The 23333-nt window shown below is 41.6% G+C and carries 27 protein-coding genes; 11 read left to right on the forward strand and 16 right to left on the reverse strand.

The window, feature by feature from the left end; translation table 11 throughout:
- Positions 1 to 161 precede the first annotated feature (161 nt).
- From ndk to trmJ, 11 genes are all read right to left on the reverse strand, one after another.
- Positions 162 to 593 carry a nucleoside-diphosphate kinase gene (ndk, locus tag HWQ47_RS16800; protein WP_269967211.1) on the reverse strand — a complete coding sequence of 144 codons (432 nt, stop codon included), beginning with the start codon at positions 591 to 593 and terminating at the stop codon, positions 162 to 164.
- A 212-nt stretch (positions 594 to 805) separates the two neighbouring features.
- Positions 806 to 1003 carry a Fe-S cluster assembly protein IscX gene (gene iscX, locus HWQ47_RS16805; RefSeq protein ID WP_269967212.1) on the reverse strand — a complete coding sequence of 66 codons (198 nt, stop codon included), beginning with the start codon at positions 1001 to 1003 and terminating at the stop codon, positions 806 to 808.
- Positions 1004 to 1132: 129 nt separating this feature from the next.
- On the reverse strand, positions 1133 to 1471 hold the full coding sequence (gene fdx, locus HWQ47_RS16810; RefSeq protein ID WP_269967213.1) for an ISC system 2Fe-2S type ferredoxin: 339 nt from the start codon (positions 1469 to 1471) through the stop codon (positions 1133 to 1135).
- Between the two features lie 23 nt (positions 1472 to 1494).
- Positions 1495 to 3357: a Fe-S protein assembly chaperone HscA gene (hscA, locus tag HWQ47_RS16815; protein WP_269967214.1), complete on the reverse strand. Its 1863-nt coding sequence runs from the start codon at positions 3355 to 3357 to the stop codon at positions 1495 to 1497.
- Between the two features lie 125 nt (positions 3358 to 3482).
- Positions 3483 to 4007 (reverse strand): co-chaperone HscB, encoded by a 525-nt coding sequence (hscB, locus tag HWQ47_RS16820; RefSeq protein ID WP_269967215.1) that lies wholly within the window; start codon positions 4005 to 4007, stop codon positions 3483 to 3485.
- A gap of 18 nt (positions 4008 to 4025) precedes the next feature.
- Entirely contained in the window at positions 4026 to 4349 is a 324-nt protein-coding gene (gene iscA, locus HWQ47_RS16825; RefSeq protein WP_269967216.1) for an iron-sulfur cluster assembly protein IscA, read from the reverse strand.
- 14 nt (positions 4350 to 4363) lie between these two features.
- A complete protein-coding gene (gene iscU / locus HWQ47_RS16830) occupies positions 4364 to 4747 on the reverse strand; it encodes a Fe-S cluster assembly scaffold IscU (RefSeq protein ID WP_269967217.1) in 384 nt (127 codons plus the stop codon).
- A 46-nt stretch (positions 4748 to 4793) separates the two neighbouring features.
- Positions 4794 to 6008 (reverse strand): IscS subfamily cysteine desulfurase, encoded by a 1215-nt coding sequence (locus HWQ47_RS16835; RefSeq protein WP_269967218.1) that lies wholly within the window; start codon positions 6006 to 6008, stop codon positions 4794 to 4796.
- Between the two features lie 75 nt (positions 6009 to 6083).
- On the reverse strand, positions 6084 to 6545 hold the full coding sequence (iscR, locus tag HWQ47_RS16840) for a Fe-S cluster assembly transcriptional regulator IscR (protein WP_269967219.1): 462 nt from the start codon (positions 6543 to 6545) through the stop codon (positions 6084 to 6086).
- A 216-nt stretch (positions 6546 to 6761) separates the two neighbouring features.
- Positions 6762 to 7583: a serine O-acetyltransferase gene (gene cysE / locus HWQ47_RS16845; RefSeq protein ID WP_269967220.1), complete on the reverse strand. Its 822-nt coding sequence runs from the start codon at positions 7581 to 7583 to the stop codon at positions 6762 to 6764.
- 19 nt (positions 7584 to 7602) lie between these two features.
- A complete protein-coding gene (trmJ, locus tag HWQ47_RS16850; RefSeq protein WP_269967221.1) occupies positions 7603 to 8361 on the reverse strand; it encodes a tRNA (cytosine(32)/uridine(32)-2'-O)-methyltransferase TrmJ in 759 nt (252 codons plus the stop codon).
- Positions 8362 to 8575: 214 nt separating this feature from the next.
- Between trmJ and suhB the strand changes: the two genes are divergently transcribed.
- From suhB to HWQ47_RS16890, 8 genes are all read left to right on the forward strand, one after another.
- Entirely contained in the window at positions 8576 to 9379 is an 804-nt protein-coding gene (suhB, locus tag HWQ47_RS16855) for an inositol-1-monophosphatase (protein ID WP_269967222.1), read from the forward strand.
- Positions 9380 to 9606: 227 nt separating this feature from the next.
- On the forward strand, positions 9607 to 10005 hold the full coding sequence (locus tag HWQ47_RS16860) for a phosphate-starvation-inducible protein PsiE (protein WP_269967223.1): 399 nt from the start codon (positions 9607 to 9609) through the stop codon (positions 10003 to 10005).
- 144 nt (positions 10006 to 10149) lie between these two features.
- Positions 10150 to 10449 (forward strand): PilZ domain-containing protein, encoded by a 300-nt coding sequence (locus HWQ47_RS16865; RefSeq protein ID WP_269967224.1) that lies wholly within the window; start codon positions 10150 to 10152, stop codon positions 10447 to 10449.
- Between the two features lie 112 nt (positions 10450 to 10561).
- Complete coding sequence (locus HWQ47_RS16870) at positions 10562 to 11230, forward strand: AAA family ATPase (RefSeq protein ID WP_269967225.1); 669 nt, start codon at positions 10562 to 10564, stop codon at positions 11228 to 11230.
- A complete protein-coding gene (locus HWQ47_RS16875) occupies positions 11217 to 11564 on the forward strand; it encodes a replication protein RepA (RefSeq protein WP_269967226.1) in 348 nt (115 codons plus the stop codon). Before HWQ47_RS16870 ends, HWQ47_RS16875 begins: the two co-directional genes overlap by 14 nt.
- 284 nt (positions 11565 to 11848) lie before the next feature.
- Positions 11849 to 13525 (forward strand): sensor histidine kinase, encoded by a 1677-nt coding sequence (locus tag HWQ47_RS16880; protein ID WP_269967227.1) that lies wholly within the window; start codon positions 11849 to 11851, stop codon positions 13523 to 13525.
- Entirely contained in the window at positions 13522 to 14232 is a 711-nt protein-coding gene (gene btsR / locus HWQ47_RS16885) for a two-component system response regulator BtsR (RefSeq protein WP_269967228.1), read from the forward strand. The genes HWQ47_RS16880 and btsR overlap by 4 nt, the downstream gene beginning before the upstream one ends.
- A gap of 152 nt (positions 14233 to 14384) precedes the next feature.
- A complete protein-coding gene (locus HWQ47_RS16890; protein WP_269967229.1) occupies positions 14385 to 15821 on the forward strand; it encodes a carbon starvation CstA family protein in 1437 nt (478 codons plus the stop codon).
- 93 nt (positions 15822 to 15914) lie between these two features.
- On the opposite strand, the gene HWQ47_RS16895 is transcribed toward HWQ47_RS16890, so the two are convergent.
- From HWQ47_RS16895 to HWQ47_RS16910, 4 genes are all read right to left on the reverse strand, one after another.
- Entirely contained in the window at positions 15915 to 16454 is a 540-nt protein-coding gene (locus HWQ47_RS16895) for a YaeQ family protein (protein ID WP_269967230.1), read from the reverse strand.
- Positions 16455 to 16616: 162 nt separating this feature from the next.
- Positions 16617 to 17528: a precorrin-2 dehydrogenase/sirohydrochlorin ferrochelatase family protein gene (locus tag HWQ47_RS16900; protein ID WP_269967231.1), complete on the reverse strand. Its 912-nt coding sequence runs from the start codon at positions 17526 to 17528 to the stop codon at positions 16617 to 16619.
- 21 nt (positions 17529 to 17549) lie between these two features.
- A complete protein-coding gene (locus tag HWQ47_RS16905) occupies positions 17550 to 17912 on the reverse strand; it encodes a rhodanese-like domain-containing protein (protein ID WP_269967232.1) in 363 nt (120 codons plus the stop codon).
- A gap of 60 nt (positions 17913 to 17972) precedes the next feature.
- On the reverse strand, positions 17973 to 18290 hold the full coding sequence (locus tag HWQ47_RS16910) for a putative signal transducing protein (RefSeq protein WP_269967233.1): 318 nt from the start codon (positions 18288 to 18290) through the stop codon (positions 17973 to 17975).
- Positions 18291 to 18627: 337 nt separating this feature from the next.
- Here HWQ47_RS16910 and HWQ47_RS16915 point away from each other — a divergent pair, with 337 nt between their 5' ends.
- The 3 genes from HWQ47_RS16915 (at position 18628) to HWQ47_RS16925 (ending at position 22576) form a co-directional block, all read left to right on the forward strand.
- Positions 18628 to 19014, forward strand: coding sequence for a rhodanese-like domain-containing protein (locus HWQ47_RS16915; RefSeq protein ID WP_269967234.1), 387 nt, complete (start codon positions 18628 to 18630; stop codon positions 19012 to 19014).
- A gap of 624 nt (positions 19015 to 19638) precedes the next feature.
- A complete protein-coding gene (locus HWQ47_RS16920) occupies positions 19639 to 22062 on the forward strand; it encodes a S8 family serine peptidase (RefSeq protein ID WP_269967235.1) in 2424 nt (807 codons plus the stop codon).
- A 157-nt stretch (positions 22063 to 22219) separates the two neighbouring features.
- A complete protein-coding gene (locus HWQ47_RS16925; RefSeq protein ID WP_269967236.1) occupies positions 22220 to 22576 on the forward strand; it encodes a VF530 family protein in 357 nt (118 codons plus the stop codon).
- A gap of 140 nt (positions 22577 to 22716) precedes the next feature.
- Here HWQ47_RS16925 and HWQ47_RS16930 read toward each other — a convergent pair whose 3' ends face one another.
- Complete coding sequence (locus tag HWQ47_RS16930; protein ID WP_269967237.1) at positions 22717 to 23226, reverse strand: malate synthase; 510 nt, start codon at positions 23224 to 23226, stop codon at positions 22717 to 22719.
- Positions 23227 to 23333 lie beyond the last annotated feature (107 nt).

A 23333-nucleotide genomic window follows, 5' to 3' on the forward strand; every position in this document is an offset into this window, starting at 1 on the left:
ACCGTCAAAGATGGCGGTTTTTTTGTGGGGCCCTAACAGTCGTGGACAACACGTGGACACCAAAATCATAAAAGCAATTAATTTCAATAAGTTAAGAAAACAAAAAAGGAGCCATAGGCTCCTTTTATCGACTTACATGTTTTACACTCTGTATTCGAAAATTAACGAGTACGTGGGCAAAGCTCTTCAGTACTGAAAAAATAAGCGATTTCACGCTCCGCAGAAGCAACAGAATCAGAACCATGTGCTGCGTTCTCATCGATGCTTTCAGCAAAATCAGCACGAATTGTACCTGGCGCTGCATCAGCTGGGTTGGTAGCACCTAAGATGTCACGGTGAGCTAGTACAGCGTTTTCGCCTTCAAGCGTTTGAACCATGATAGGACCAGATGTCATAAATGCAACAAGTGCACCGAAGAAAGGACGCTCACTGTGTTCAGCATAGAAGCCTTCAGCTTGTTCTTGGCTTAGGTGAACCATTTTAGATGCAATGATCTTCAGACCAGCAGTTTCAAAACGGTTATAAATAGCGCCAATGTTATTGTTTGCAACAGCATCAGGCTTAATGATAGAAAAAGTACGTTCGATAGCCATGAAAAGCTTCCTTTTTAATAAACAGGTTTTTGAATTCGCGCGGATTATACGAGATTTCGTGTCAAAATCCTACCCTTAGCGGCGAACTCACGAGATCAAGATCTAAAAAATGAAGAACTGCGCAGTGACACACGTCACATTTAAAGAATTACTCAATAAATATGTTTTAAAAAATATTTATCTAGCCATTGAATCTCAACAATATTCGTAATCTATACTTCACTTATCCAACAAGCTTGTATCGCCTCTAATATCCTTTCATTACAATGACTCGGTTCATCATCAAAACTATCAATAGCCAAGACCCACTCATAAAGATCGGTAAAACGAATAGATTCAGGATCAACATCAGGGAATTTTTCAAGTAACTCTATTGCGATATCAAGTGAATCGATCCATTTAAGAGGCATAGTTAGCGCCTTTTTTGACTAAAGTTCATTGATAAATTATAGGATCCTAATACAAAAGTACAAAAGACCAGCCATTTAGGACTGATCTTTTGAAAATAACCATGAAAATAACTAACTTAATAAATCAGGTTAATGACTTTCACTCACCATATTGATCGTGTATTTAGGGATCTCGACCACAAGATCTGCACCAGTAACTCTAGATTGGCACGATAAACGACTTTCAGGCTCTAAGCCCCACGCCTTGTCTAACATGTCATCTTCTAACTCATCGCTCTCTTCAAGCTCATCAAAACCTTCTCTTATGATCACGTGACATGTCGTACACGCACAAGACTTCTCACAAGCATGTTCGATGTTAATGCCGTTACGTAGAGCAACATCTAATACCGTTTCACCTTCAACGGCTTCAACCACGGCACCGTCTGGACATAACTCTTCATGGGGTAAAAATACTATTTGTGGCATCTTGTTTACCTATTGATTACCAATTAAATACTGTCAACTGATTGGCCTTTTAGTGCCAATCGGATTGAATTATCCATACGCTTAGCCGCAAAATCTTGCGTGCTAGCATCTACAGCCTCAATGGCTTTTTCTATTGCATCTGCATCATCTTGACTACTAATCTGCGCCAACGCTGCCATGCATTGCTTAATCAAGCTATGCTCGTCCTCAGATAAGAGGTCGGCATCTTTTTGCAGCGCGGCGCTTAAGGTTTCTAACACTCTAGCAGCTTCCACTTTTTGCTCAGCAAGCATACGCCTTGTAATGTCCTCTTTCGCATTCGCCATAGAGTCTTTGAGCATGGTGCCAATCTCTTCGTCAGTTAACCCAAAAGAGGGCTTAACTTGAATGCTAGATTGAACGCCAGTCGATTTTTCCATTGCAGTAACACTTAACAATCCATCTGCATCGACCTGAAAAGTGACTCTGATATGAGCCGCACCTGCTGCCAACGGAGGAATGCCTTGCAGGGTGAACCTTGCTAAGGAGCGGCAATCATCAACAAGTTCACGCTCACCTTGAACCACATGAAAAGCCATTGCCGTTTGGCCATCTTTAAATGTGGTGAACTCCTGTGCCTTAGCGACGGGAATAGTAGTATTACGCGATACTATCTTTTCAACAAGCCCGCCCATAGTCTCGATGCCTAATGACAGAGGAAGAACATCGAGAAGTAACAGATCTGACTCAGGTTTATTGCCGACAAGAATATCTGCTTGAATGGCAGCACCAATCGCAACAACCCTATCAGGGTCAATTGAAGTTAATGGTTTTTTAGCGAAAAAGTGTTCAACCAACTCACGCACAAGCGGTACTCGAGTTGAACCACCGACCATGACAGTTTCAAGTACTTCATCAGCCTTAATTCCAGCGTCACGAAGCGCACGGCGACAACTACTAACCGTTTTTTTAACCAGCGAACTGATTAATGTCTCAAATGCCGTTTTAGTTACCGCGTGACTCAATTGAGTTCCATCGTCTAGATTCAGAGTCGCAATGACTTGATCTTCACCCGTTAACGCCTCTTTTACTCTTCTTGCTTCTATTAAAAGTTGGCGACTCAAGGTTGCAGAAAGCGCTTTAAGCTGCCACTGATTTGACAAATAGTGATGTAAAAGGTGATCAAAGTCGTCACCGCCTAATGCAGAATCACCACCGGTCGCTAGCACTTCAAATACGCCTTTATGTAAACGCAGTATAGAAATATCGAAAGTTCCACCACCAAGATCATAGATGGCTATTACGCCTTCCTGGCCTGAATCAAGCCCATAAGCAATCGCTGCAGCGGTAGGCTCATTAAGTAACCTAAGTACTTTAACACCCAGTAATCCTACAGCATCCTTAGTGCCTTGACGCTGTGCATCATCGAAATAGGCCGGCACTGTGATCACCACCCCTTCCAATTCGCCACCTAAGGTTTTTTCTGCACGGGAGATTAAGGGTTTTAAGATCTCAGCGGAAACCTGTATGGGGTTAACCTTACCTTGCTTAGTTACAAATAGAGGTAGCCCGTTTTCGCTAGTCTCAAATTGATAAGGTAAGTCTTGAGAACCAGACTGAATATCACTCAGACTGCGTCCCATAAAACGCTTAACGGAAATAATGGTATTCTGCGGATCTTTAGCTGAGTTCAACTCTGCATCAAACCCCACTTCAACATTCGCTTCAGTGTATCTGACTACCGAAGGTAAAGAGTGGTGTGAGTTATCATCGGCTAAGGTGTTTGCAACTCCGCTACGCACGGCAGCAACTAAAGAGTTAGTCGTACCTAAATCAATACCTACGGCCAGACGATGTTGATGAGGAGCGGCACTCTGTCCCGGCTCGGCGATTTGCAATAGGGCCATAAAATTCCAACCTAAAAAATAGCAAAAATAATAAGCTAATCAATTAAAAGAAAATTAATATTGTGACATACTCAAACTACCGCAAGATATTGAATTCTGCATCTTGAAATGGCTTGAGTATAAAACTAGTCAAACAAGGCATCTTCGATACGTTCGAGTTCAACTTGCAGTTTTGCCATAAATTTAAGCTTACGAATAAGATCGGCAGCTTGAAATAGCGCTTCTTCGGAAAGATTCGCTAGCAAACAACTCAGATTATCTTCTATTCGTTTCGCATAAGCACTAAATGATTCATCCAGCTCAGAGATACAAGCATCTGGATCACTGCTTTGAGCAATATCTTCAAGCGCTTCGCGCCATTCAATCTGTTGCATCAGGAACTGAGTATCTTTCACTGTTGTGGATTCATGACTTAAATCAATACCGTGTAATGAAAGCATATGCTCAGCTCTCAATATAGGATTTTTTAGCGTTGAAAAGCCATCGTTCACTTGTGCCGCTCGCTGGACTGCAATGCGCTTATCTTGCTCACTAGCATTAGCAAACTTATCGGGATGAACCGCCCTTTGCAGTTCGCGATAGCGCTCTGCAAGTAAGGCGGTGTCAATTTGGTAGGCAGGTGTAAAACTAAACAACTCAAAATAGTTCATGGTTTAATTCTTAGACTGTTAGACTGTGAAGCTTTCACCACAACCACACTCCCCTTTAGCATTAGGGTTGTTAAACTGGAAACCTTCATTGAGTCCCTCTTTGACGAAGTCTAACTCGATACCTTGAAGGTAGATAAAACTTTTTGCATCAATAATGATTTTGACATCACCGATCTCATAGACTTCATCATCAGCGTTTAAATCATCAACAAATTCAATAATGTATGCCATCCCTGAACATCCTGATGTTTTAAGCCCTAATCGTAGACCAATTCCCTTACCGCGATTGTCCAGAAAACTTTTAACACGTTCGGCAGCTGCTGGAGTCATTGAAATAGCCATCTTAACTCCGAAAATTACTTATTTTGCTTTGATTTATAATCATCAATTGCCGCTTTAATTGCATCTTCGGCTAAAATTGAGCAGTGAATTTTCACTGGAGGTAGAGCAAGCTCTTCAGCAATATCAGTATTTTTGATTGCACCCGCTTCTTCAATTGTCTTACCTTTAACCCACTCAGTCACAAGTGAGCTCGAAGCAATCGCACTGCCGCAACCATAAGTTTTGAACTTAGCATCTTCAATTATGCCATCAGCACCAATTTTAAGTTGAAGTTTCATTACGTCACCACAAGCTGGCGCGCCAACCATACCGGTAACAACCGATGGATCATTTTTGTCGAAAGACCCTACATTACGTGGGTTTTCATAATGATCGAGTACTTTTTCGCTGTAAGCCATGATACTACTCCAATATTCTATTGATTACTTATTGATTAACGACGGATTAATGGTGAGCCCATTGAACCTGTTCAAGATCGATTCCATCTTTAAACATCTCCCAAAGTGGAGACATCTCCCGTAAACCATCAATAGATTTATTAATTGTTTCAATTGCGTGATCAATCTCTTCTTCGGTCGTGAAGCGACCAATAGAAAATCGAATTGAACTGTGTGCCATCTCATCATTTAAGCCAAGCGCACGAAGTACATAGCTAGGCTCTAAACTTGCAGAAGTACAGGCTGAGCCTGATGAAACAGCTAAATCTTTAAGTGCCATCATTAATGACTCACCTTCAACAAAGTTGAAGCTGACATTTAAGTTGCCACAGTAACGTTGATCAGCATCACCGTTAATATAAGTTTCTTCGATACCTTTAACGCCATTCCACAAACGATCGCGTAACCCAGCGATACGTGCATTATCAGACGCCATATCCGCTTTAGCGATAGCAGCGGCTTCACCCATACCTACAATCTGATGAGTTGCTAATGTGCCACTGCGCATACCACGCTCATGTCCGCCACCATGCATAGTTGCCTCTAAACGAATACGCGGCTTACGACGAACATACAATGCACCAATACCTTTTGGCCCGTACATTTTATGGGCCGAAATAGAAATAAGATCAACTTTAGTCGTCTGAACATCAATAGGTAACTTACCTGCACTCTGTGCAGCATCTACATGTAAAATAATTTTCTTACTACGGCATAATTCACCAATAGCATCGATGTCATGAATAACACCAATCTCATTGTTTACATGCATAATACTGACAAGAATAGTATCTTCACGCATTGCAGCTTCTATTGTTGCTAACGAGATAATTCCGTTTGCTTCAGGAGCAAGGTAAGTCACTTCAAAACCTTCCCGCTCAAGCTGACGACAGGTGTCAAGTACAGCCTTATGTTCTGTCTTACTGGTAATGATGTGCTTCCCTTTCTTCTGGTAGAAGTGAGCAACACCTTTAATCGCTAAGTTATCTGACTCAGTTGCACCGGATGTAAACACGATTTCGCGCGGGTCTGCATTAATGAGATCCGCAACTTGGTTACGGGCAATATCAACCGCTTCTTCAGCCTGCCAGCCATAACGATGAGAACGTGATGCTGGGTTACCAAAGATGCCGTCCATCGTCATGCACTGCATCATTTTTTCTGCAACACGGGGATCAACCGGCGTAGTCGCAGCATAATCTAAATAGATAGGAAGCTTCATTACACACTCCGTACAGCGTAACCTTGAGTAAGGTCGAACAAAGTACAAAAAATATTATTAAATAACAAAGTTAACTTATAGTGTTACTCTTTGTTCCTGTTGTATTTCATCTTGTTTTATAGAAATAAACTGCACATCTCGTTTCGTCATTAAACCCGCAAGACTAATACCATTTAAAAAATCTGAAATCTGTTTGCTCAGGTCACCCCAAAGCGAATGAGTAAGACAACGTGTACCATTTTGACAATTCCCTTGCCCTTGACAGCGTGTTGCATCCACAGATTCATCCACAGCGCGCACCACCATTCCTACAGATATCTCACCGGCATCAGCGCCCAAACGGTAACCACCGCCAGGTCCCCTGACACTAGAAACCAATCCTTGCTTTCTGAGTTTTGCGAAAAGTTGTTCGAGGTAAGAAAGTGAAATTCCTTGACGCTCGGAAATATCGGCCAACGGAACCGGACCAGAAGTTGAATGCATAGCAACATCTAACATGGCTGTAACGGCATACCGACCTTTTGATGTAAGTTTCATAGCGACTACAGCTCCCAAAAATGCTTAAGTGAATTCAAACATACCCGAGTGATTTAGTCAAGTATTAAACCCAGTAATATAGTCAAGTACTAACCCAATGTGATTGTCAGTCTGACATTCAACTCTTTAACAAAATTTACCCCTGAGTTTGGTGGGGTATTTAACCTGTTTTACTCAATTTTTTCAACGACTCTTTACCATAACCCTCACTAAAACTCAGATTATGGGATCAAACTCATCAATCGCTTTCTTTCTTTTCTGTGCTGCTGCATGTTCAACATCACTGAAATCATCCACGGCTAACTCCGGCAGTTTATCAGTGCAAACACTGCCACCGAGAGTTTGCACCGCTTGGCACACTTCCTGAACCTTAGAATCCATCAAATGCATATGATCTAACATTTGACCAATCGCATTGGCAACGGGATCTGGATTATCTGGGGATACGGCATAAGCATCGAACCCATATTTCTTTGCCATTTCACTGCGTCTTTTGGACTGTTCTTTGCTGATATCACTCGGTGTCGATACCACTCGAGCGGGGATCCCGACAACCGTGGTATCCTTTGGTACATCTTTAACTACCACAGAATTAGACCCAACCCGAGCACCATCATGCATAGTGATAGGGCCGAGAATTTGAGCCCCAGCGCCAATAACCACGTTATTGCCTAACGTAGGGTGACGTTTACCTGCTTGCCAAGTCGTACCACCTAATGTCACGCCATGATAGAGAGTACAGTCATCTCCGATTTCAGCCGTCTCACCAATGACAACCCCCATACCATGGTCGATAAAGAAACGATCACCAATACGTGCACCGGGGTGAATCTCAACCCCAGTTAACCAGCGGGAAAAAGTAGATAAACAACGAGAGGTGAGCCGCCATTGACGCAACCAAAGTTTATGACTAACTCTGTGGATCCATATCGCCTGCATCCCCGGATAATTCAACAACACCTCTAATCTACCGTGGGCTGCAGGATCGCGATGATATATCGAGGCGATATCATCTTTAAGCCTAGCTATCACTCCCATTGTTATCGACTCCTTATGACTATTCTTCGTCTTTCTTGGTCATTTTTTTATCGATTGAAGTCAACATGCCACGCAAAATATTCATCTCTTGTCTTTCAAGCCTTGCCCGACTAAATAGACGACGTAACTTGGTCATCACTTGTCCTGGGTGTTGCTTAACAATAAACCCTGTTTTTAGCAGTGTATCTTCAAGATGATCGAAGAAGTTCTCACGCTCTTGTGCAAATGGATATTCATCCACAGGTTCAATATAATCCGCAGGCTTTGTGTTTTCAAAATCTCGCTGAACCTGAGCGAGATGGGCTACTCTCGCCTCATAACAGATAATTTGCACCGCTTGTGCTAAGTTCAAAGAGGTATATTCTGGGTTAGCAGGAATAGCAACGTGATAATTGCACTTTTGTAATTCCTCATTACTTAACCCATTATTTTCCCTACCAAAAACAATCGCAACAGGCCCTGTTAACGCTGAAGAAACGAGCTTCTCACCGGCTTCTCTTGGTTCTAGCATAGGCCAATCTAGTGTACGACTTCTGGCACTGGTTGCTATCACTAAACTGCAATCTGCAATTGCTTCAGCAACACTGTCTACGGTGACAGCATGTTTAAGGATATCCGATGCGCCAGCGGCAAGGGCTATTGATTGACCATCAGGTTCAACTCGCGGTTCCGCGAGATAAAGAGTGGAAAGTCCCATGGTTTTCATTGCACGGGCTGTGGAACCTATGTTCCCAGGATGAGATGTACCAACGAGTACTACGCGAATATTGCTGAGCATGAAACTACTTAATTTTGATGACGGAACACAGAAAATAATATTATCACAGCGGAGTGTGAAATTTTAATACTTAAATCAGTATTTCATATAATCACACCAGTAATCCACGAGAGCAAGACCAAAGTCAACCAGAGCACAGTTTGCTTTTAAGCATAGCTCAGGTATAATGCGCCCCGATTATTTATATCTGTTCTTTAACATCCAGGGGATTGCAATGTATCCAATGCAAACTATTGCTGTGCGCGCTGCCCGCGCTGCCGGCCAAACAATTATACGTGCTTTCGCTGAACTCGATAAAGTCGAAGTTACAGCGAAAGGTATCAATGATTACGTGACTAACGTAGACAAAGAAGCTGAAGCAGCTATTATTTATCAGATCCGTAAATCTTATCCTGATCACACCATAGTAGGTGAAGAAAATGGTGAGAACAAAGGCGCAAATAAAGATTACGTTTGGATTATTGACCCTCTGGATGGCACTAACAACTTTGTTAGAGGCATTCCTCACTTTGCAGTTTCTATTGCACTGCAATACAAGGGCAAAACTGAGGTCGCTGTAGTATATGATCCTATCCGCGATGAGCTATTTTCGGCTCTGCGCGGTAAAGGTGCTAAGTACAACGAATTCCGGATGCGCGTATCTAAAAGAAACGAACTTAGCGAAACAATTATTGCGACCGGCTTTCCTTTCAAAGCAAAACAGCACACAGAAACTTACATGAAAATATTGAGTGAACTATTCACACAATGTGCTGATTTACGTCGTGCAGGTTCTGCCGCTCTTGATCTAGCTTATGTAGCTGCAGGTCGTGTTGATGGTTTCTTCGAAATTGGCCTTAAGCCTTGGGATATAGCTGCAGGTGACCTGCTGGTTCGTGAAGCAGGCGGTACCGTTACTGACTTTACTGGAAACCATGAGTACATGACCTCTGGCAACATCATTGCAGGTTCGCCTAAAGTAACCTCTGCAATTGTCAAAACGGCTCGTCCACTGTTGAGTGAAGCACTTAAGCGTTAATATATTCCCAAACCGCTTGAGTATGCATAAAACAGATGTAAATAGTGTCATAGAGAGCCATCCAACAGGATGGCTTTTCTGTATCTATTCCCCTTGAATTAATGCTCAGCTTCATGATAGGTGTCATTTACCTTGTCGATTGGTATTATTGTGAAAAGCGTCACAGATATAGACAAGAATAGAATGTAAATCCTGATACCATTGAAAAAAATTATTCAGAGGCAACCATGAGATCAGCATACCAACGATATAGTTCCAAAAGCTTAAAGGCAGTTGAACATCTCGTATTGTTTATCATTGCATTAGCAACCATAGTCGCAATTGGGCAAGAAATATTTCATATTTTTGAGGTTGGCAGGGTTAGTCTTGCAGATCTTCTTCTTCTATTCATCTACTTAGAAGTGTTGGCCATGGTTGCCAACTATATCGAATCAGGAAAGTTACCTGTTCGTATGCCGCTTTATATTGCGATAGTTGCTCTCGCTCGTTATCTTATTTTGGATATGAAAGGAATGAGTGACTGGCGAATCATCGCCATCGCAATGGCCACTTTGATACTCGCATCCACAGTGATTATTATTCGATGGGGGCAGCTCAAGCTTCCATACCCAAAAAGCGAAGATTAATACGACAGAAAATTGAACATAAACTCAGCCAGCTTTAGGCTGAGTTTCCTCAAAAAAACAACACTAAACCATCCTATTTAATTTTTGTTTTTAACTTGATAAACATGCTACGTTTAAAAGGGTGAATATATCAAGGATGTGCAAATGGAAGATATTGAAGAGAAGCGTCAATCTTTAAGAATCGATATGGAGTCCGATAAAGTAGAGTTAATCTGGCTCGATGAAAATGGGCACGAACAAGTTGCAATGGCAAGATGTATTGACCTATCTCGACGCGGTGTACTCCTAATGTACAGTGGCAACTTTACTCTAGGTTCATTACTCAATATTACATTTAACCCTGATAATGAAGGAAGTAAACACACAGTCAAAGGCCAAGTCTGTCGTAGCAAAGATATTGACGATGCTTACCACATTGCTATTCAGCTAATTGGTTTCAATTAAAGAATCTATTTCATTTTCCGACTAGTTTTCAGCAGCATCAAAGAGTCTGTTCTATACTTATTCTACTTAATAATCCTCGGATAATAAGAAGAAATGTCATGGAGATGCTTATATGATAATGCTCGTGGGTGGTGAAAAGGGTGGAGCAGGAAAAAGCTGCTTAGCTCAGAATCTGGCCGTTCATATTACCCAGAAATATCAGGCAAATGTGCTGATGGTCGATTGTGATCCCCAACGAACAACCTCTGATTGGATCCAAGCCCGTAATGAGGATCCAGAGCTTCCAACCATCAACTGTATTCAACTCTACGGAAAAATTCGTAACGACCTTCTCAGTCAAGATGAAAGGTTTGATTACGTGATTGTTGACTGTGGAGGACAAGATAACCTCGCCATGCGAGCGGCAATGTCTGTCGCGACTTATGTTTTACTTCCCTTAAGACCTAAACGCCGGGATCTCAAAACACTTCCTCATATGGAAGATATGCTCAGTACATGTAAAATGGTTAACCCTAAGATGGTAGCTTGTATCGTCATGACACAATGCCCTTCACTTCCAAGCCAATATAAACGAATTCTTGAGGCCAAAGAGGTTGTACAATCCTTTGGTCTTAGGGTATTGAACTCAGTGACTTTCAGTAGAAATATCTATGACGACAGTGAAGAGCAAGGTGCATCGGTTATGGAGATAGAACCAGAAGGTAAAGCCGCGATAGAGATCGTTGCCATCGCCGATGAAATTTTCGCTATAGAGCCAGAAAACTGCTATGAGCTTAACTGATCTCAAACGAAGAAAAAAGAAGTCCCCACAGGATTCTATCTCTGTCGATGACTTTATAGAAAATGCCAACAGCTATGCTTTTGGACAACAAAGTGCCGTCAGTCGTAACAGAAAAAAACTTAAACAAGCGCAGTTAAATGGTTTGGATAAACATTCGACAAAAATATTTAAACATGCAACCTTCTCATTGACTGAAGATGCCATTATTATTTTAGACGATTTAGCAACACAATCAGAAATAGCAAAATCTCGTTTGGTACGGATCTTAATTCACTATTTTTTTGATAAATGTGACTCAGAAAAACGCCAGATAATAAGCAATGGTGAGAAGTAAAATGATCTGACGAGAAAAGACAATTACTGAAAATGCCCCCCGAACATATCGTACCCAAACTATCTGAAAATGCGCATTAAAACCTCAAGATACCCCACCATTTCAGGCCATATATCGATCGCGCTACTTACAAGTCTCAGATATTATGGTCTTCAAATAATTGTTCTGCCTTATATTAAGACTATGCTCAACGCCTCACTGTTGAGTGGAAACCATAATACTCTATTTTGCAATTTTCCAATGCTCTGGCAAAATAACCCTATCATTTATTAGGATAGATACCGATGTCATTAATCTTGCTTTTAACACAACAGATGAGCCTATATCTGGTGATAGTGTACCTTGTCAGCAAGACACCACTGTTTAAATTTTTCTCAGAAGCAGCCACTCGGCTTCCCCATAAGATATTTATCTATCTCACCTTTTCAAGCTTTTGTATTATGGCCACCTATTTCGGTGAACACACTAATGATGCATTAGCCAATACTCGAGCTATGGGGGCAGTGCTTGGTGGTTTACTCGGTGGCCCTGTAACGGGATTTCTAGTTGGGCTCACAGGCGGCTTGCATAGATATAGCATGGGAGGTTTTACCGATCTGGCTTGTGCCATCTCAACGACACTTGAGGGATTATCTGCAGGTGTCATCAGCCTCTATCTCAGAAAACAAGGCAAAGGAGAGTTAATTTATGCTCCACTACTGGTTTTTTTAGTCACTTTTTCCGCTGAACTGCTACAAATGGCAGTGATATTACTCGTTGCTCAACCCTTTGGAGATGCCTGGTCTTTAGTTAAACAGATAGCGATACCTATGTTACTGATCAACTCGGTAGGTGCTGCACTTTTTATGAGCATGGTACGGGATCAAAAAGCCATGTTTGATAAGATGTCATCGGTATTTTCAACTAAAGCACTCAAAATTGCAGAACGTAGCGTTGGCATATTATCCAAAGGTTTCGATCAAAGAAGCAGCGCCGAAATTGCTCGAATAATCTTAGAAGAGACCAATGTAGGTGCAGTTGCCATCACCGATACCGAAAAATTATTGGCATTTATTGGTGCAGGCGCCGATCACCATATCCCTGGAACGCCAATATCATCGAAGATAACCCAAGAAGCCATCGATAATAATTGTGTCATGTTCGCCGACGGAGTTAATGTCGCTTATGCCTGTTCCATCTCATCCCAATGTAAATTAGGTTCAAGTTTAGTGATCCCCCTCCGCAGTGAAACTCAAGTCATTGGCACCATCAAGCTCTATGAGCCGAAAAACAAACTTTTCCTGAATATTAATCGCACCTTAGGTGAAGGAATTGGTAAGTTGCTCTCGAATCAAATTCTATTTGGTCGGTTTGAACAACAACAAAATCTACTGACCCAAGCTGAGTTGAAATTACTGCAGGCTCAAGTCAATCCACATTTTTTGTTCAACGCACTCAATACAATAGCTGCAATCATAAAAAGAGATCCACTAAAAGCAAGGCTGTTAATCCAACAACTAGCCCAATTTCTGCGAATCAATTTAAAACGCACTACAGGCTTAATAACACTCGACGATGAGCTGGAACATATAGAGTCTTACTTAGCAATAGAGAAAGCCCGCTTTATCGACAGACTAGAAGTCACAATTCATATATCCAACGAGCTTCATCACTATCGTCTTCCCGCTTTTACATTACAACCCATCATTGAGAATGCGGTCAAGCATGGCACATCTCACATGCTTGATAAGGGAATTATCAAGGTCACAGCTATAATTCATGAAGATCTATTACTGCTAGAGGTAACTGATAATGCGGGCCTTTATCAACTCAAAGAGAACTCTGAAGGCTTGGGAATGAATCTAGTGCATAAACGAATACAGAATCAATTTGGTTCAGAATATGGTCTAAAGGTCGATTGTGAAGCTGATGTTTACACTAGAGTTACTATTCAATTACCTTACTCCGGAGCAGAAAAGTGATCACATCCATCATCGTTGACGATGAACTTTTCGCCCGTGAAGAGTTAGTAGACCTGCTTAGCGAACATGCCGATATTGAGATCATTGGCCAATGCAGTAATGCCATCGAAGCCCTACAGATGATCACAAAACTCAAACCACAGCTTGTCTTTTTAGATATTCAAATGCCTAGAATCACAGGAATGGAACTCATTGGCATGTTAGATCCTGATACTATGCCCTCTATTGTATTTGTCACAGCGTTTGATGAATTTGCCATCAAAGCTTTCGATAATCATGCTTTTGATTACTTGCTAAAGCCCATAGATGAGATGCGATTAGCACAGACATTAACTAAACTCAGAAAAAATATCAGTCCTAAACCCGTCAGCATACTCGCGCCTGCACAACTTACACATCTCCCCTGCTACACAGGAACAAAGTTAAAAGTATTAGCATTAAGTGAAGTTGAATACATTTTTAGCGATCTCAGTGGTATTCATGTCGCAACCAATAAAGAACTTGTACACACTCACTTAACCCTGAAAGTACTTGAAGAGAAGACATCACTTGTTAGGTGTCACAGACAATATCTGATCAAACCTGATGCAGTATCTGAAATAGAAGTACAGGAGACAGGCGCCGAAGTCACAACAGTATCAGGCGCTAAAGTTCCCGTATCTCGGCGCTACCTTAAACCATTAAAACAACTGTTTGGTTTTCAGTAACTCTCTAAGGAAAATGATCAGTGATCGCGATACCACTTAGCTGATGTTTAATACCGCTTAGTCAGCTAAAGCGACCACTGACCACTTTTACACTTATCCTCTTTTCAGTAAATCTTTACAATCTCAGCAACTGAACATGGGAGATTGTAATTATGATGTGGTTTTTAATGTGTGTTGGCCTACTTATTGGCGGATACTTTATCTATGGTAAATTTGTTGAAAAAGTATTCGGCATAAATTCTCAACGCCAAACCCCGGCATTTACAAACACCGATGGCGTCGATTTCGTGCCTATGTCTAAGGGTAAAGTCTACCTTATTCAACTATTAAATATCGCAGGTGTTGGCCCAATATTTGGTCCAATTCTTGGTGCTCTTTATGGTCCAGCAGCCATGCTATGGATTGTATTCGGTTGCATCTTTGCCGGAGCGACTCATGATTACTTCTCTGGTATGCTATCGGTTCGCAACGGTGGCCAGTCAGTTCCTCATCTGGCTGGAAAATATTTAGGTAAAGGTGCTAAGCACTTTATGAACGTCTTCGCCATCATTCTGTTGCTGCTTGTTGGCGTAGTATTTATCTCAGCTCCGGCTGGCTTATTAGGTAAGCTGACTGGATGGGATGTCTCAATTTTCGTTGGTATTATTTTCACTTACTATCTTATCGCCACTGTTGTACCAGTCGATAAGATAATAGGAAGACTTTATCCTTTCTTCGGCGCTTTACTCTTTTTCATGTCAATCGGATTAACGATTGCTATCGTAGTATCAAGCGAACACACCTTGCTTCCAGGTTTTGAAGCTAAAGATTTCCTAACAAACTTAAATCCGAATGATATGCCACTGTGGCCAGCGCTGTTTATCACGATTGCCTGTGGTGCTGTATCTGGTTTCCATGCGACTCAATCACCGTTAATGGCTCGTTGTGTTGAAAATGAATCAAATGGTCGCTTTGTTTTCTTTGGTGCCATGATAGGTGAAGGTGTCATTGCTTTGATCTGGTGTGCTATCGCACTTTCTTTCTTCGGCGGCGTACAGGGATTAAATGAAGGTATGGCAGGTAACCCTGCTAACGTAGTGTATGAAGCCTCTACCGGACTTCTTGGTGCCGTTGGCGGATTTATGGCTATCTTAGGTGTGATAATTCTCCCTATTACCTCTGGTGATACCGCTTTCCGCTCAGCTCGTTTGATCTTAGCTGAATTCTTTAAAATGCCGCAAACTGCACTACCAAAACGTTTGTTACTTGCTATCCCACTATTCATTATGGGCGCAATTTTAACCCAAGTAGATTTTGGTGTTATCTGGCGCTACTTTGGTGTTGCCAACCAAACGACGGCAGTGATGATGCTATGGACTGCTTCTGCTTATCTACTGCGCCACAATAAACTCCATTGGATCTGTACGATTCCGGCAATGTTTATGACAACGGTAGTAATTAGCTTTCTACTCAGTTCACAAACTCTCGGTGCAGGCTTACCAATGACAATTTCAACTGTCGCGGGCTTAGTTTCAACTGCCATTATTACCGCCTTAGTTATGCTTAAAACGAAAGGTAAAGGGGATGAAGGAATAATCGAAGAGACATAAACCTATCGGTTTATCTTCGCCCACTAAAAAGCCAGTCCTAGTGACTGGCTTCTTTAATTGACGATTTTATTTATCTTAGTGGAATTGATGTGATTACTCTTTTAGAATCTCAGGCTCAACCAACACACTCGCTTCATCGGTTGAAACCCACACCTGCCCTTCACTGATATTATATTGCAGCTTCATGCTCCTACTCACAAGTTCGCCCATCTCTTTAACGGCATCTTCTGGAATATTCCATACCTTAAGATTTTGATAACGAGTAAAACTTTGCTCATTTTGCTGCCACCAGATTGGTACACTACGTCCGCCATAAGCAAACAATTGAACTTGTTTAGAGCGGCCACACGCCTTTCTGATCCACTTTTCATCACTTTGACCAAACTCAATCCAGAGTTCTATATCGCCAATTAACGACTTCTCCCATAACTCAGGTTCATCTTCAACACTCAGTCCCTTACTGAACTCTAAGGTATCGCTGGCATTCATTGCGAACGCTAGCAAACGTAGCATCATTCTGGAATCAGTTTCAGAAGGATGCTGAGCCAAGGTGAAATGGTGATCTTGATAGTAGCCACGATCCATATCGGCTATCTGTAAATTTACTTTGTAAACCGTTGCTTTAGCTGCCATAACTGCTTTTATCTTTAAATTATTGGCATTAGTGTACCCTAAAATGTCATCAAGTATAGGTTTGAGACATTCTAAGAGTCACCATAAAAGGTAATCAATTTAATTATTATAGACTTAAAATAGTTTCAGCTTCCATTTTGGAAGCCGAAACTTGGTAAATGATTAGAGTGAACCCGGTTTAAGGTGTTTGGCCATAGGGAAATGGGCTTTTAACTGTGCAATCTTATCGGCATCTGCATAAACAAGATTCCGCTTGCCAGCCTTAAGCAGTAGAGATAATTCATTGGTAGCAAGTAATGGCGATCTAGTCGCATCTCGCCTTACCAATTCATTAAGCGCTAGCGGCAACTCCTCATTAGCAAAAACATGATCTAACTTCTGCATTAATGACATAGCCGCTATCGGCAGCATCGCTATGGGAGTGTTGTCGTCAATTAATAACATCTCACCTTCAGTAACTAGATGTTGAAAAGAGTCTTCATAATATAACGCGGTTCTCTCATCAAATTTATCACCGTTAGCACGAAAAAAATGTTCCCAGAAAAGTTTACGTTGCTTAAAAATAGGCAACTTATCTTGCACCTCTTTACGCCGTTCTGCGACAAAATCAAATAAGTTGGTGAGCGAATGAGGTAACCAAGACTCTAAACGGGAACGTAACTCTCTGGCAAATACCGGTGCAGCTCCTGCCGTGCTTATCGCTATCTGTAATCGACCTCTATCAACAATCGACGGCGTAATGAAACGACAAAGCCCAGGATTATCAACAACATTAACCCAGATACCTGTTTTTGTTGCCAAATGTGCAAGACGAGTATTCAACTCATTATTTGCCGTCGCTAAATAGACAAGATCAACACCAATTATATCTTCATCCACCACAGTCCGTTGAACAAGGGAGATGCGTTTGTTATCTGCATAAGTTTGTACCTCAGATGAGATATCAACAGCAATAACACAGATTGATGCTTCAGTTCTGGCCAACAGTTCTAATTTTCGACTCGCAACTTCTCCAGCACCGATCAATAATATCTTTAATTGAGTCGTATCAACAAACAGGGGGAAGTATTGCATCTTACGCTGCTCCTCTATTTTTCATTGAGGTTTTACTAACGGTAGCTGATTTTGAACCCAAGCTTTATATCCACCAGTTAAAGAGCCCACATCTGTATAACCCATTATCTGTAAGTTCACTGCAGCTAAGGCTGAGCGGTAACCCCCACCACAATAGAGTAAAATAGGCGTCGTTTTATCAGGGAATTGTGTCTCAATATCACGCTCAATGATCCCTCGTCCCAGATGATAAGCCTTAGGAAGGTGATCTTTTAGCCATTCATGATCTTCTCTAACATCGATAAGTTGCCAGCGAATATCTTTTTGATACTCCTCAACCGACACTGCTGTGATCTGAGGCAATATACTCTCCACCAGAGCTAAAAACGCTGCATTATGTTGCACGACAGACACTCCAAAATAACTGACTATAACGTAAGTTTAAATGATTAAAATCCAAAAAATTTAATTGTGTTGAACACACCTTTCAGCACTGCATTGCCAGCAAAGCTCAAAGCTATCTTCATTGATTTCGTGGCATTGGACACACTGCCATTGAGGACTTTCAGTATTCAGTGATTCGAGTTGAGCCTTTGCTTGTTCATATTGTGACTCGCACACCCAAAGTTCAACATTTTGTAGATCTACAGGTAACTCTCCAATCCCGCCTAATAACGCTTCACCTTTCAACTGAACCTCTATTCCACAGGCTTCTAGTAACCCTTTCCAGGTATGAGCTTGAAGTAAGTTTCCACCTGCTACGATTCGATTACGCTTTTCCATTTATTATTCCCCAACATCTCTTGCTCTTCTGGCAAATTTATAGGTTTCATCTCACATCGAGAATGGCTATCAACATCCTACTGCCAAATAGGGAAGACTGTCGAGAGCTAATACTCCGCTTATTGTTAACTTTGTAATTGAAATAAGGCTAATAACTGATCGTTTTAATCAGACATTCAAGCTGTTACTTTTTAGAGGCACAAGTTATATAAGGTCATTTACCCTACCCTATACTGCCGCTATACTGATGAAAGTTTAAGATCTAAACCCATAATGCCTAACTTAACTAAAAATAAGTAAGAGCAAACTTGAAACTAACACTAAGGCTGCCAACACAATGAAATTTATTAACAAAGTATTTAGAGCTCCGAGTTACCTCATCTTTACTATTATGATAATGCTCTCTGTCAGTCAAAGCTCACTTGCTGGTGATGAAAATCCGCAAATAGCTTGGGACAAAATTGATTCTGGAGCGTTAATCGTCGATGTGCGTACCGCAGAAGAGTTTGCTGCCGGACATCTGAAAAATGCCATTAATATCCCCTTTCAAAGTATTAAAATGGGTCTTGAGAAACTACACATAGACAAAGACAGATCCATTGTACTCTATTGCAGAAGCGGTCGTCGTAGTGGTGTAGCAAATGAAACTTTAGTTAAAAACGGTTACAGCAATACTTATAATGGTGGCGGATACGAACGTTTAAACACCTATACAAACAAATAACGCTGCTAAATATTCATTATCGAAAATGTAAAAATCAAATTGCAGCCACTCAGATTATGACTGGCTACTTCTTATTAATACCCTCGACAATATTAAAAGACAAAATCATTCCTCAGGTTTCCACTGACTAAATAAGATCTTCCAAAAAATCATTATCCAAATTCATATTTCACGATTAAAAACGAACTAAAAACACGGCACACGCATGAACGGTGTCTCTAATAACCAACCCTCCCTCTTATTACTTTTGGTTATTACATATTCCATACATCAACGAGTATTTAATCATTTTAAAATCATAACTTTATAGTTAACAAGTAAACACTACTGCTTATATCCATCATTAAAACCACTTTGTATACAAAAATATTCCCGCTCAACATGAACGCATACTAATTCAGTAAAAACGGCAAAATTCGCAATAACATGCATCTTAAACGCAATATTTACTCACTAAAACCCAACTGTTACAAGATGATTTTAATTCAAAACCTCGCAGATACATTTCATTTACAAACGCATCACACGCGGATACATTCATTGTCGAGTAACTGGATTTTTAGCAAAAAGACTAAAAACCAATCTAATAATAATGATAAAAACTAATTAACATGGAAGGCAATTATGACAAATAAAAAAACCACCACGGTGGCGTTAAGCCTATCAGTATTAGCAATGGCTATCTCTGCCAGTGTAACTGCTGCCCCCGCCTTTACCCCGGGATTACAGTCTCTAAACTCAGGCATTGAGCAAACATCTCCGCTACCAAAGCGTTATATCATCAAGTTTAGAAATGCAAACGCCCTCGCTAACTTTCAATCTCAATCAAATGAACTTAATGATGCGCTTTATGAACCAAGATCTAATGAAGTTTTCTCCCATCACAGAGCAATGAACAGTGCCTCAGCCAAAGAGATGAAGCGAATAGGTCGCAGTAACAGCTATACAGCCAAACTGAACGCTAAAGGTATTCGAGTACTTCAACTACGCCCAGATGTAGAATATGTTGAAGAGGATGTACCAAGAAGACTTCTTAGTGAAACGACCCCCTGGGGACAAACCTATGTGGGAGCGACGAGTCTAAGTGACTCTCAAACAGGTAACCGTACTATCTGCATTATCGATTCTGGCTACGATCGTGATCACAGCGATCTCAGCGGTAATAACGTCACAGGTACCAACAACTCTGGTACAGGCAACTGGTACGATCCTGGTAACAACAATGCCCACGGAACACATGTCGCAGGCACTATTGCAGCCATCGCGAACAATGATGGTGTTGTGGGTGTAATGCCAAATCAAAATGCCAATATTCATGTTATCAAGGTATTTAATGAATCAGGTTGGGGATATTCATCCTCACTTGTTTCTGCTATCGATACTTGTGTAAACAATGGCGCTAACGTCGTGACCATGAGTCTAGGTGGTGGAGCTTCTAGTACAACGGAGCGCAATGCACTCAACGCCCATGAAAGCAATGGTGTACTGCTTATCGCAGCTGCGGGTAATGACGGTGATAATACACATAGCTACCCTGCATCCTATGATGCTGTGATGTCTGTAGCTGCGGTCGACAGTAACAAAGACCATGCTGCTTTTTCTCAATACACCAATCAAGTTGAAATATCTGGCCCAGGTGAAGCGATTTTATCAACCGTAACCGTTGGAGAAGGACGTCTTGGCGACATCACAATCGGCGGCCAATCTTACTTCACACAAGGTGTTGTTCCCCACAACCGCTATGTGAAATCTGGAACAAATCACGTAGCCACCCCGATATTTGGCAGTGTTACTGCAGAATTAGCAGAGTGTACGGTATCGGGCACGACATTTAATTGTGGCAACATGAGCAATAAAATCTGTCTTGTTGAGCGAGTTGGCAACCAAGGCGATACGTATCCAGACATCGATGCCGTTAAGGCCTGTAACAGTGCTGGTGCTAGCGGGGTTATTGTCTACAGTAATACCGCATTACCGGGTTTACAAAATCCATTCCTAGTCGATACAAACAATGATGCACCTTTAGTGTCTGTTTCTGTTAGTCGCGCTACAGGTCAAGCACTTCAGGGACAAGTAGGAACAACCGTCACTGTTGCAAATACAGACAATGAAGATTACGAGTATTATAATGGTACCTCTATGGCAACACCTCACGTTTCAGGTGTTGCAACCTTAGTTTGGAGTCATCACACCGAATGTAGCGCAGCCCAAATTCGTTCTGCACTTCACGCCACGGCGGAAGATCTAGGCACTGCCGGTCGTGATGATAAGACAGGTCATGGTCTTATCGATGCCGTTGCAGCAAAAGCATACTTAGATCAATCATGTGATGGTCCAACCGATCCTGGCACTGGACCGGGTGATAATGTACTGGTTAATGGCACAGCTAAAACCAGCCTTGTAGGTGCACAAAATGAAGAGCTTCATTACTCAATCGATATTCCAGCGGGGGCGTCAGACTTAAGCTTTACCATGAGCGGTGGTACAGGAGATGCCGATCTTTATGTTCAATATGGCGCAGCACCCACGACTGGTAGTTATGATTGTCGTCCGTGGAAAGGAGGAAACAGCGAGTCTTGCCCTATTACCAATGTCCAAACTGGCACTTACTATGTCATGGTTCAAGGTTACAGTGCATTTAGCGGCGTGAGCTTAGTGGCTAACTATACTGAATCAAACGGCGGTGGAAACCCAGGTGGTGGTGCAGCGAGTTACACCAACAACACCAGCTACGCAATCCCTGATAACAGATCTTCAGGTATCAGCAGTACACTCTCTGCAACTCGTACAGGTGACTCAGGTACTGTATCGGTAATCGTTGATATTTCACATACTTATATTGGTGACTTACAAGTTGAGCTACACAGTCCTACTGGTCAAATCGCCATACTCCATGATAACAGTGGTGGCAGCGCTAACGATATCAACAAAACCTATAATGTCGATATGACAGGGGTTGAATCCGCAGGTCAATGGACACTTAAGGCTGTTGATAGTGCCAGACGTGATACTGGGACGATAAACTCTTGGACGCTAAGCTTCCAGTAATTAATCACTTTCAGTAAGTAATAGCTGATACTAAGGCAACTTGGTATAACAATAGATAGAATTAAGAGGGCGTTCACGCCCTCTTCTTATTGCCTGCTTTATCCCCAACCAGATTTACTGGTATAATCTAGTTAATTTCAACTGATCCAGTAAACACATGACACAAGCAAATAATCCACTGCACGGTATCAAGCTAGAAGCCCTACTTACAGATCTGGTCGAATATTACGGGTGGGAAGAACTCGGAGATAGGATCGATGTTCGCTGCTTTAAGAATGACCCTAGCATGAAATCCAGCTTACGTTTTTTGCGTAAGACTCTCTGGGCCAGAGAAAAAGTTGAATATCTTTACCTTAAGATGAATAAATTACCTCTGCCTGCACACAAGCCAAGGGACGACGGCTACCAAGCCAGTGATAAAACTCGTCGTGCAGCAAATGACAAAACGGCAGCTAAACAAAGTAAAGACTCGAACGATGATGCACAGGTAAACGCCAATATCTGGGGTAACTAACCTGAACAAGGGTTAAGATCTGACGGTTTATATCACTGTCATCTCCCTTCTCTGTATTGACTGCGTATAGACAATAAAAAAAGGCTGCAAACTTATCGTCTTGCAGCCTTTTTAGATAACGAATACTTTAACAGTGCATATTATAACTGATAGTCACTGCCATCTTTAGCGGTAAACATTTGTTCTTGTTGCTCTTTTGATACTCTGTTCTGCTCATCAATATTAAGCAAACTAATCCAATACTCGTGTCCCTCAAGTTGGATATCATCAATATTTGCCGAATCTTGTGATCCGCTAATACCACAGCGATCAAATGTTAACGCCACATGTGTTCCTTTATCTTGAAGTAGAATAGCTGCAGGCTCACTTTTATGGCCATTTAGTGCAACAAATTGACGAGGGTCACGCAGACCACTATGAGTGCCATCTTTAAAGAACATTAATAGATTTTGGTAATAAACAACATAGCTACTGACATCTTTATGTGATCCCGTTGCTAATGGAAAAGTCGTATCAAGAAACTCTTTCGCATTGCCCTTAGTCTCTTCTGCCTTAGATGCAGCATAAGCATCCATTGACACGACATCAGCACTGATAAGGTCGTTCATCTGTTGTTCGTTTTGAGTGCTTCTCATTGTTGATGTGTTCATAGCCTTATCCTCTCGCTCAATCTTAGGTTTGATTTTCCGTTTATTACCGCATCACCGAGATAGTCTTAATTGCAAAAAACTGTTTTATTAACTTTCCCGACTGCTTG

Origin of the sequence: Shewanella sp. MTB7, from assembly GCF_027571385.1 — a bacterium.
GTDB lineage: Bacteria > Pseudomonadota > Gammaproteobacteria > Enterobacterales > Shewanellaceae > Shewanella.

Coding starts and splice junctions, on each gene's coding strand:
- ndk (WP_269967211.1), bottom strand. CDS start 593: ATGGCTATCGAACGTACTTTTTCTATCATTAAGCCTGATGCTGTTGCA.
- iscX (WP_269967212.1), bottom strand. CDS start 1,003: ATGCCTCTTAAATGGATCGATTCACTTGATATCGCAATAGAGTTACTT.
- fdx (WP_269967213.1), bottom strand. CDS start 1,471: ATGCCACAAATAGTATTTTTACCCCATGAAGAGTTATGTCCAGACGGT.
- hscA (WP_269967214.1), bottom strand. CDS start 3,357: ATGGCCCTATTGCAAATCGCCGAGCCGGGACAGAGTGCCGCTCCTCAT.
- hscB (WP_269967215.1), bottom strand. CDS start 4,007: ATGAACTATTTTGAGTTGTTTAGTTTTACACCTGCCTACCAAATTGAC.
- iscA (WP_269967216.1), bottom strand. CDS start 4,349: ATGGCTATTTCAATGACTCCAGCAGCTGCCGAACGTGTTAAAAGTTTT.
- iscU (WP_269967217.1), bottom strand. CDS start 4,747: ATGGCTTACAGCGAAAAAGTACTCGATCATTATGAAAACCCACGTAAT.
- HWQ47_RS16835 (WP_269967218.1), bottom strand. CDS start 6,008: ATGAAGCTTCCTATCTATTTAGATTATGCTGCGACTACGCCGGTTGAT.
- iscR (WP_269967219.1), bottom strand. CDS start 6,545: ATGAAACTTACATCAAAAGGTCGGTATGCCGTTACAGCCATGTTAGAT.
- cysE (WP_269967220.1), bottom strand. CDS start 7,583: ATGGGAGTGATAGCTAGGCTTAAAGATGATATCGCCTCGATATATCAT.
- trmJ (WP_269967221.1), bottom strand. CDS start 8,361: ATGCTCAGCAATATTCGCGTAGTACTCGTTGGTACATCTCATCCTGGG.
- suhB (WP_269967222.1), top strand. CDS start 8,576: ATGTATCCAATGCAAACTATTGCTGTGCGCGCTGCCCGCGCTGCCGGC.
- HWQ47_RS16860 (WP_269967223.1), top strand. CDS start 9,607: ATGAGATCAGCATACCAACGATATAGTTCCAAAAGCTTAAAGGCAGTT.
- HWQ47_RS16865 (WP_269967224.1), top strand. CDS start 10,150: ATGGAAGATATTGAAGAGAAGCGTCAATCTTTAAGAATCGATATGGAG.
- HWQ47_RS16870 (WP_269967225.1), top strand. CDS start 10,562: ATGATAATGCTCGTGGGTGGTGAAAAGGGTGGAGCAGGAAAAAGCTGC.
- HWQ47_RS16875 (WP_269967226.1), top strand. CDS start 11,217: ATGAGCTTAACTGATCTCAAACGAAGAAAAAAGAAGTCCCCACAGGAT.
- HWQ47_RS16880 (WP_269967227.1), top strand. CDS start 11,849: ATGTCATTAATCTTGCTTTTAACACAACAGATGAGCCTATATCTGGTG.
- HWQ47_RS16890 (WP_269967229.1), top strand. CDS start 14,385: ATGATGTGGTTTTTAATGTGTGTTGGCCTACTTATTGGCGGATACTTT.
- HWQ47_RS16895 (WP_269967230.1), bottom strand. CDS start 16,454: ATGGCAGCTAAAGCAACGGTTTACAAAGTAAATTTACAGATAGCCGAT.
- HWQ47_RS16900 (WP_269967231.1), bottom strand. CDS start 17,528: ATGCAATACTTCCCCCTGTTTGTTGATACGACTCAATTAAAGATATTA.
- HWQ47_RS16910 (WP_269967233.1), bottom strand. CDS start 18,290: ATGGAAAAGCGTAATCGAATCGTAGCAGGTGGAAACTTACTTCAAGCT.
- HWQ47_RS16915 (WP_269967234.1), top strand. CDS start 18,628: ATGAAATTTATTAACAAAGTATTTAGAGCTCCGAGTTACCTCATCTTT.
- HWQ47_RS16920 (WP_269967235.1), top strand. CDS start 19,639: ATGACAAATAAAAAAACCACCACGGTGGCGTTAAGCCTATCAGTATTA.
- HWQ47_RS16925 (WP_269967236.1), top strand. CDS start 22,220: ATGACACAAGCAAATAATCCACTGCACGGTATCAAGCTAGAAGCCCTA.
- HWQ47_RS16930 (WP_269967237.1), bottom strand. CDS start 23,226: ATGAACACATCAACAATGAGAAGCACTCAAAACGAACAACAGATGAAC.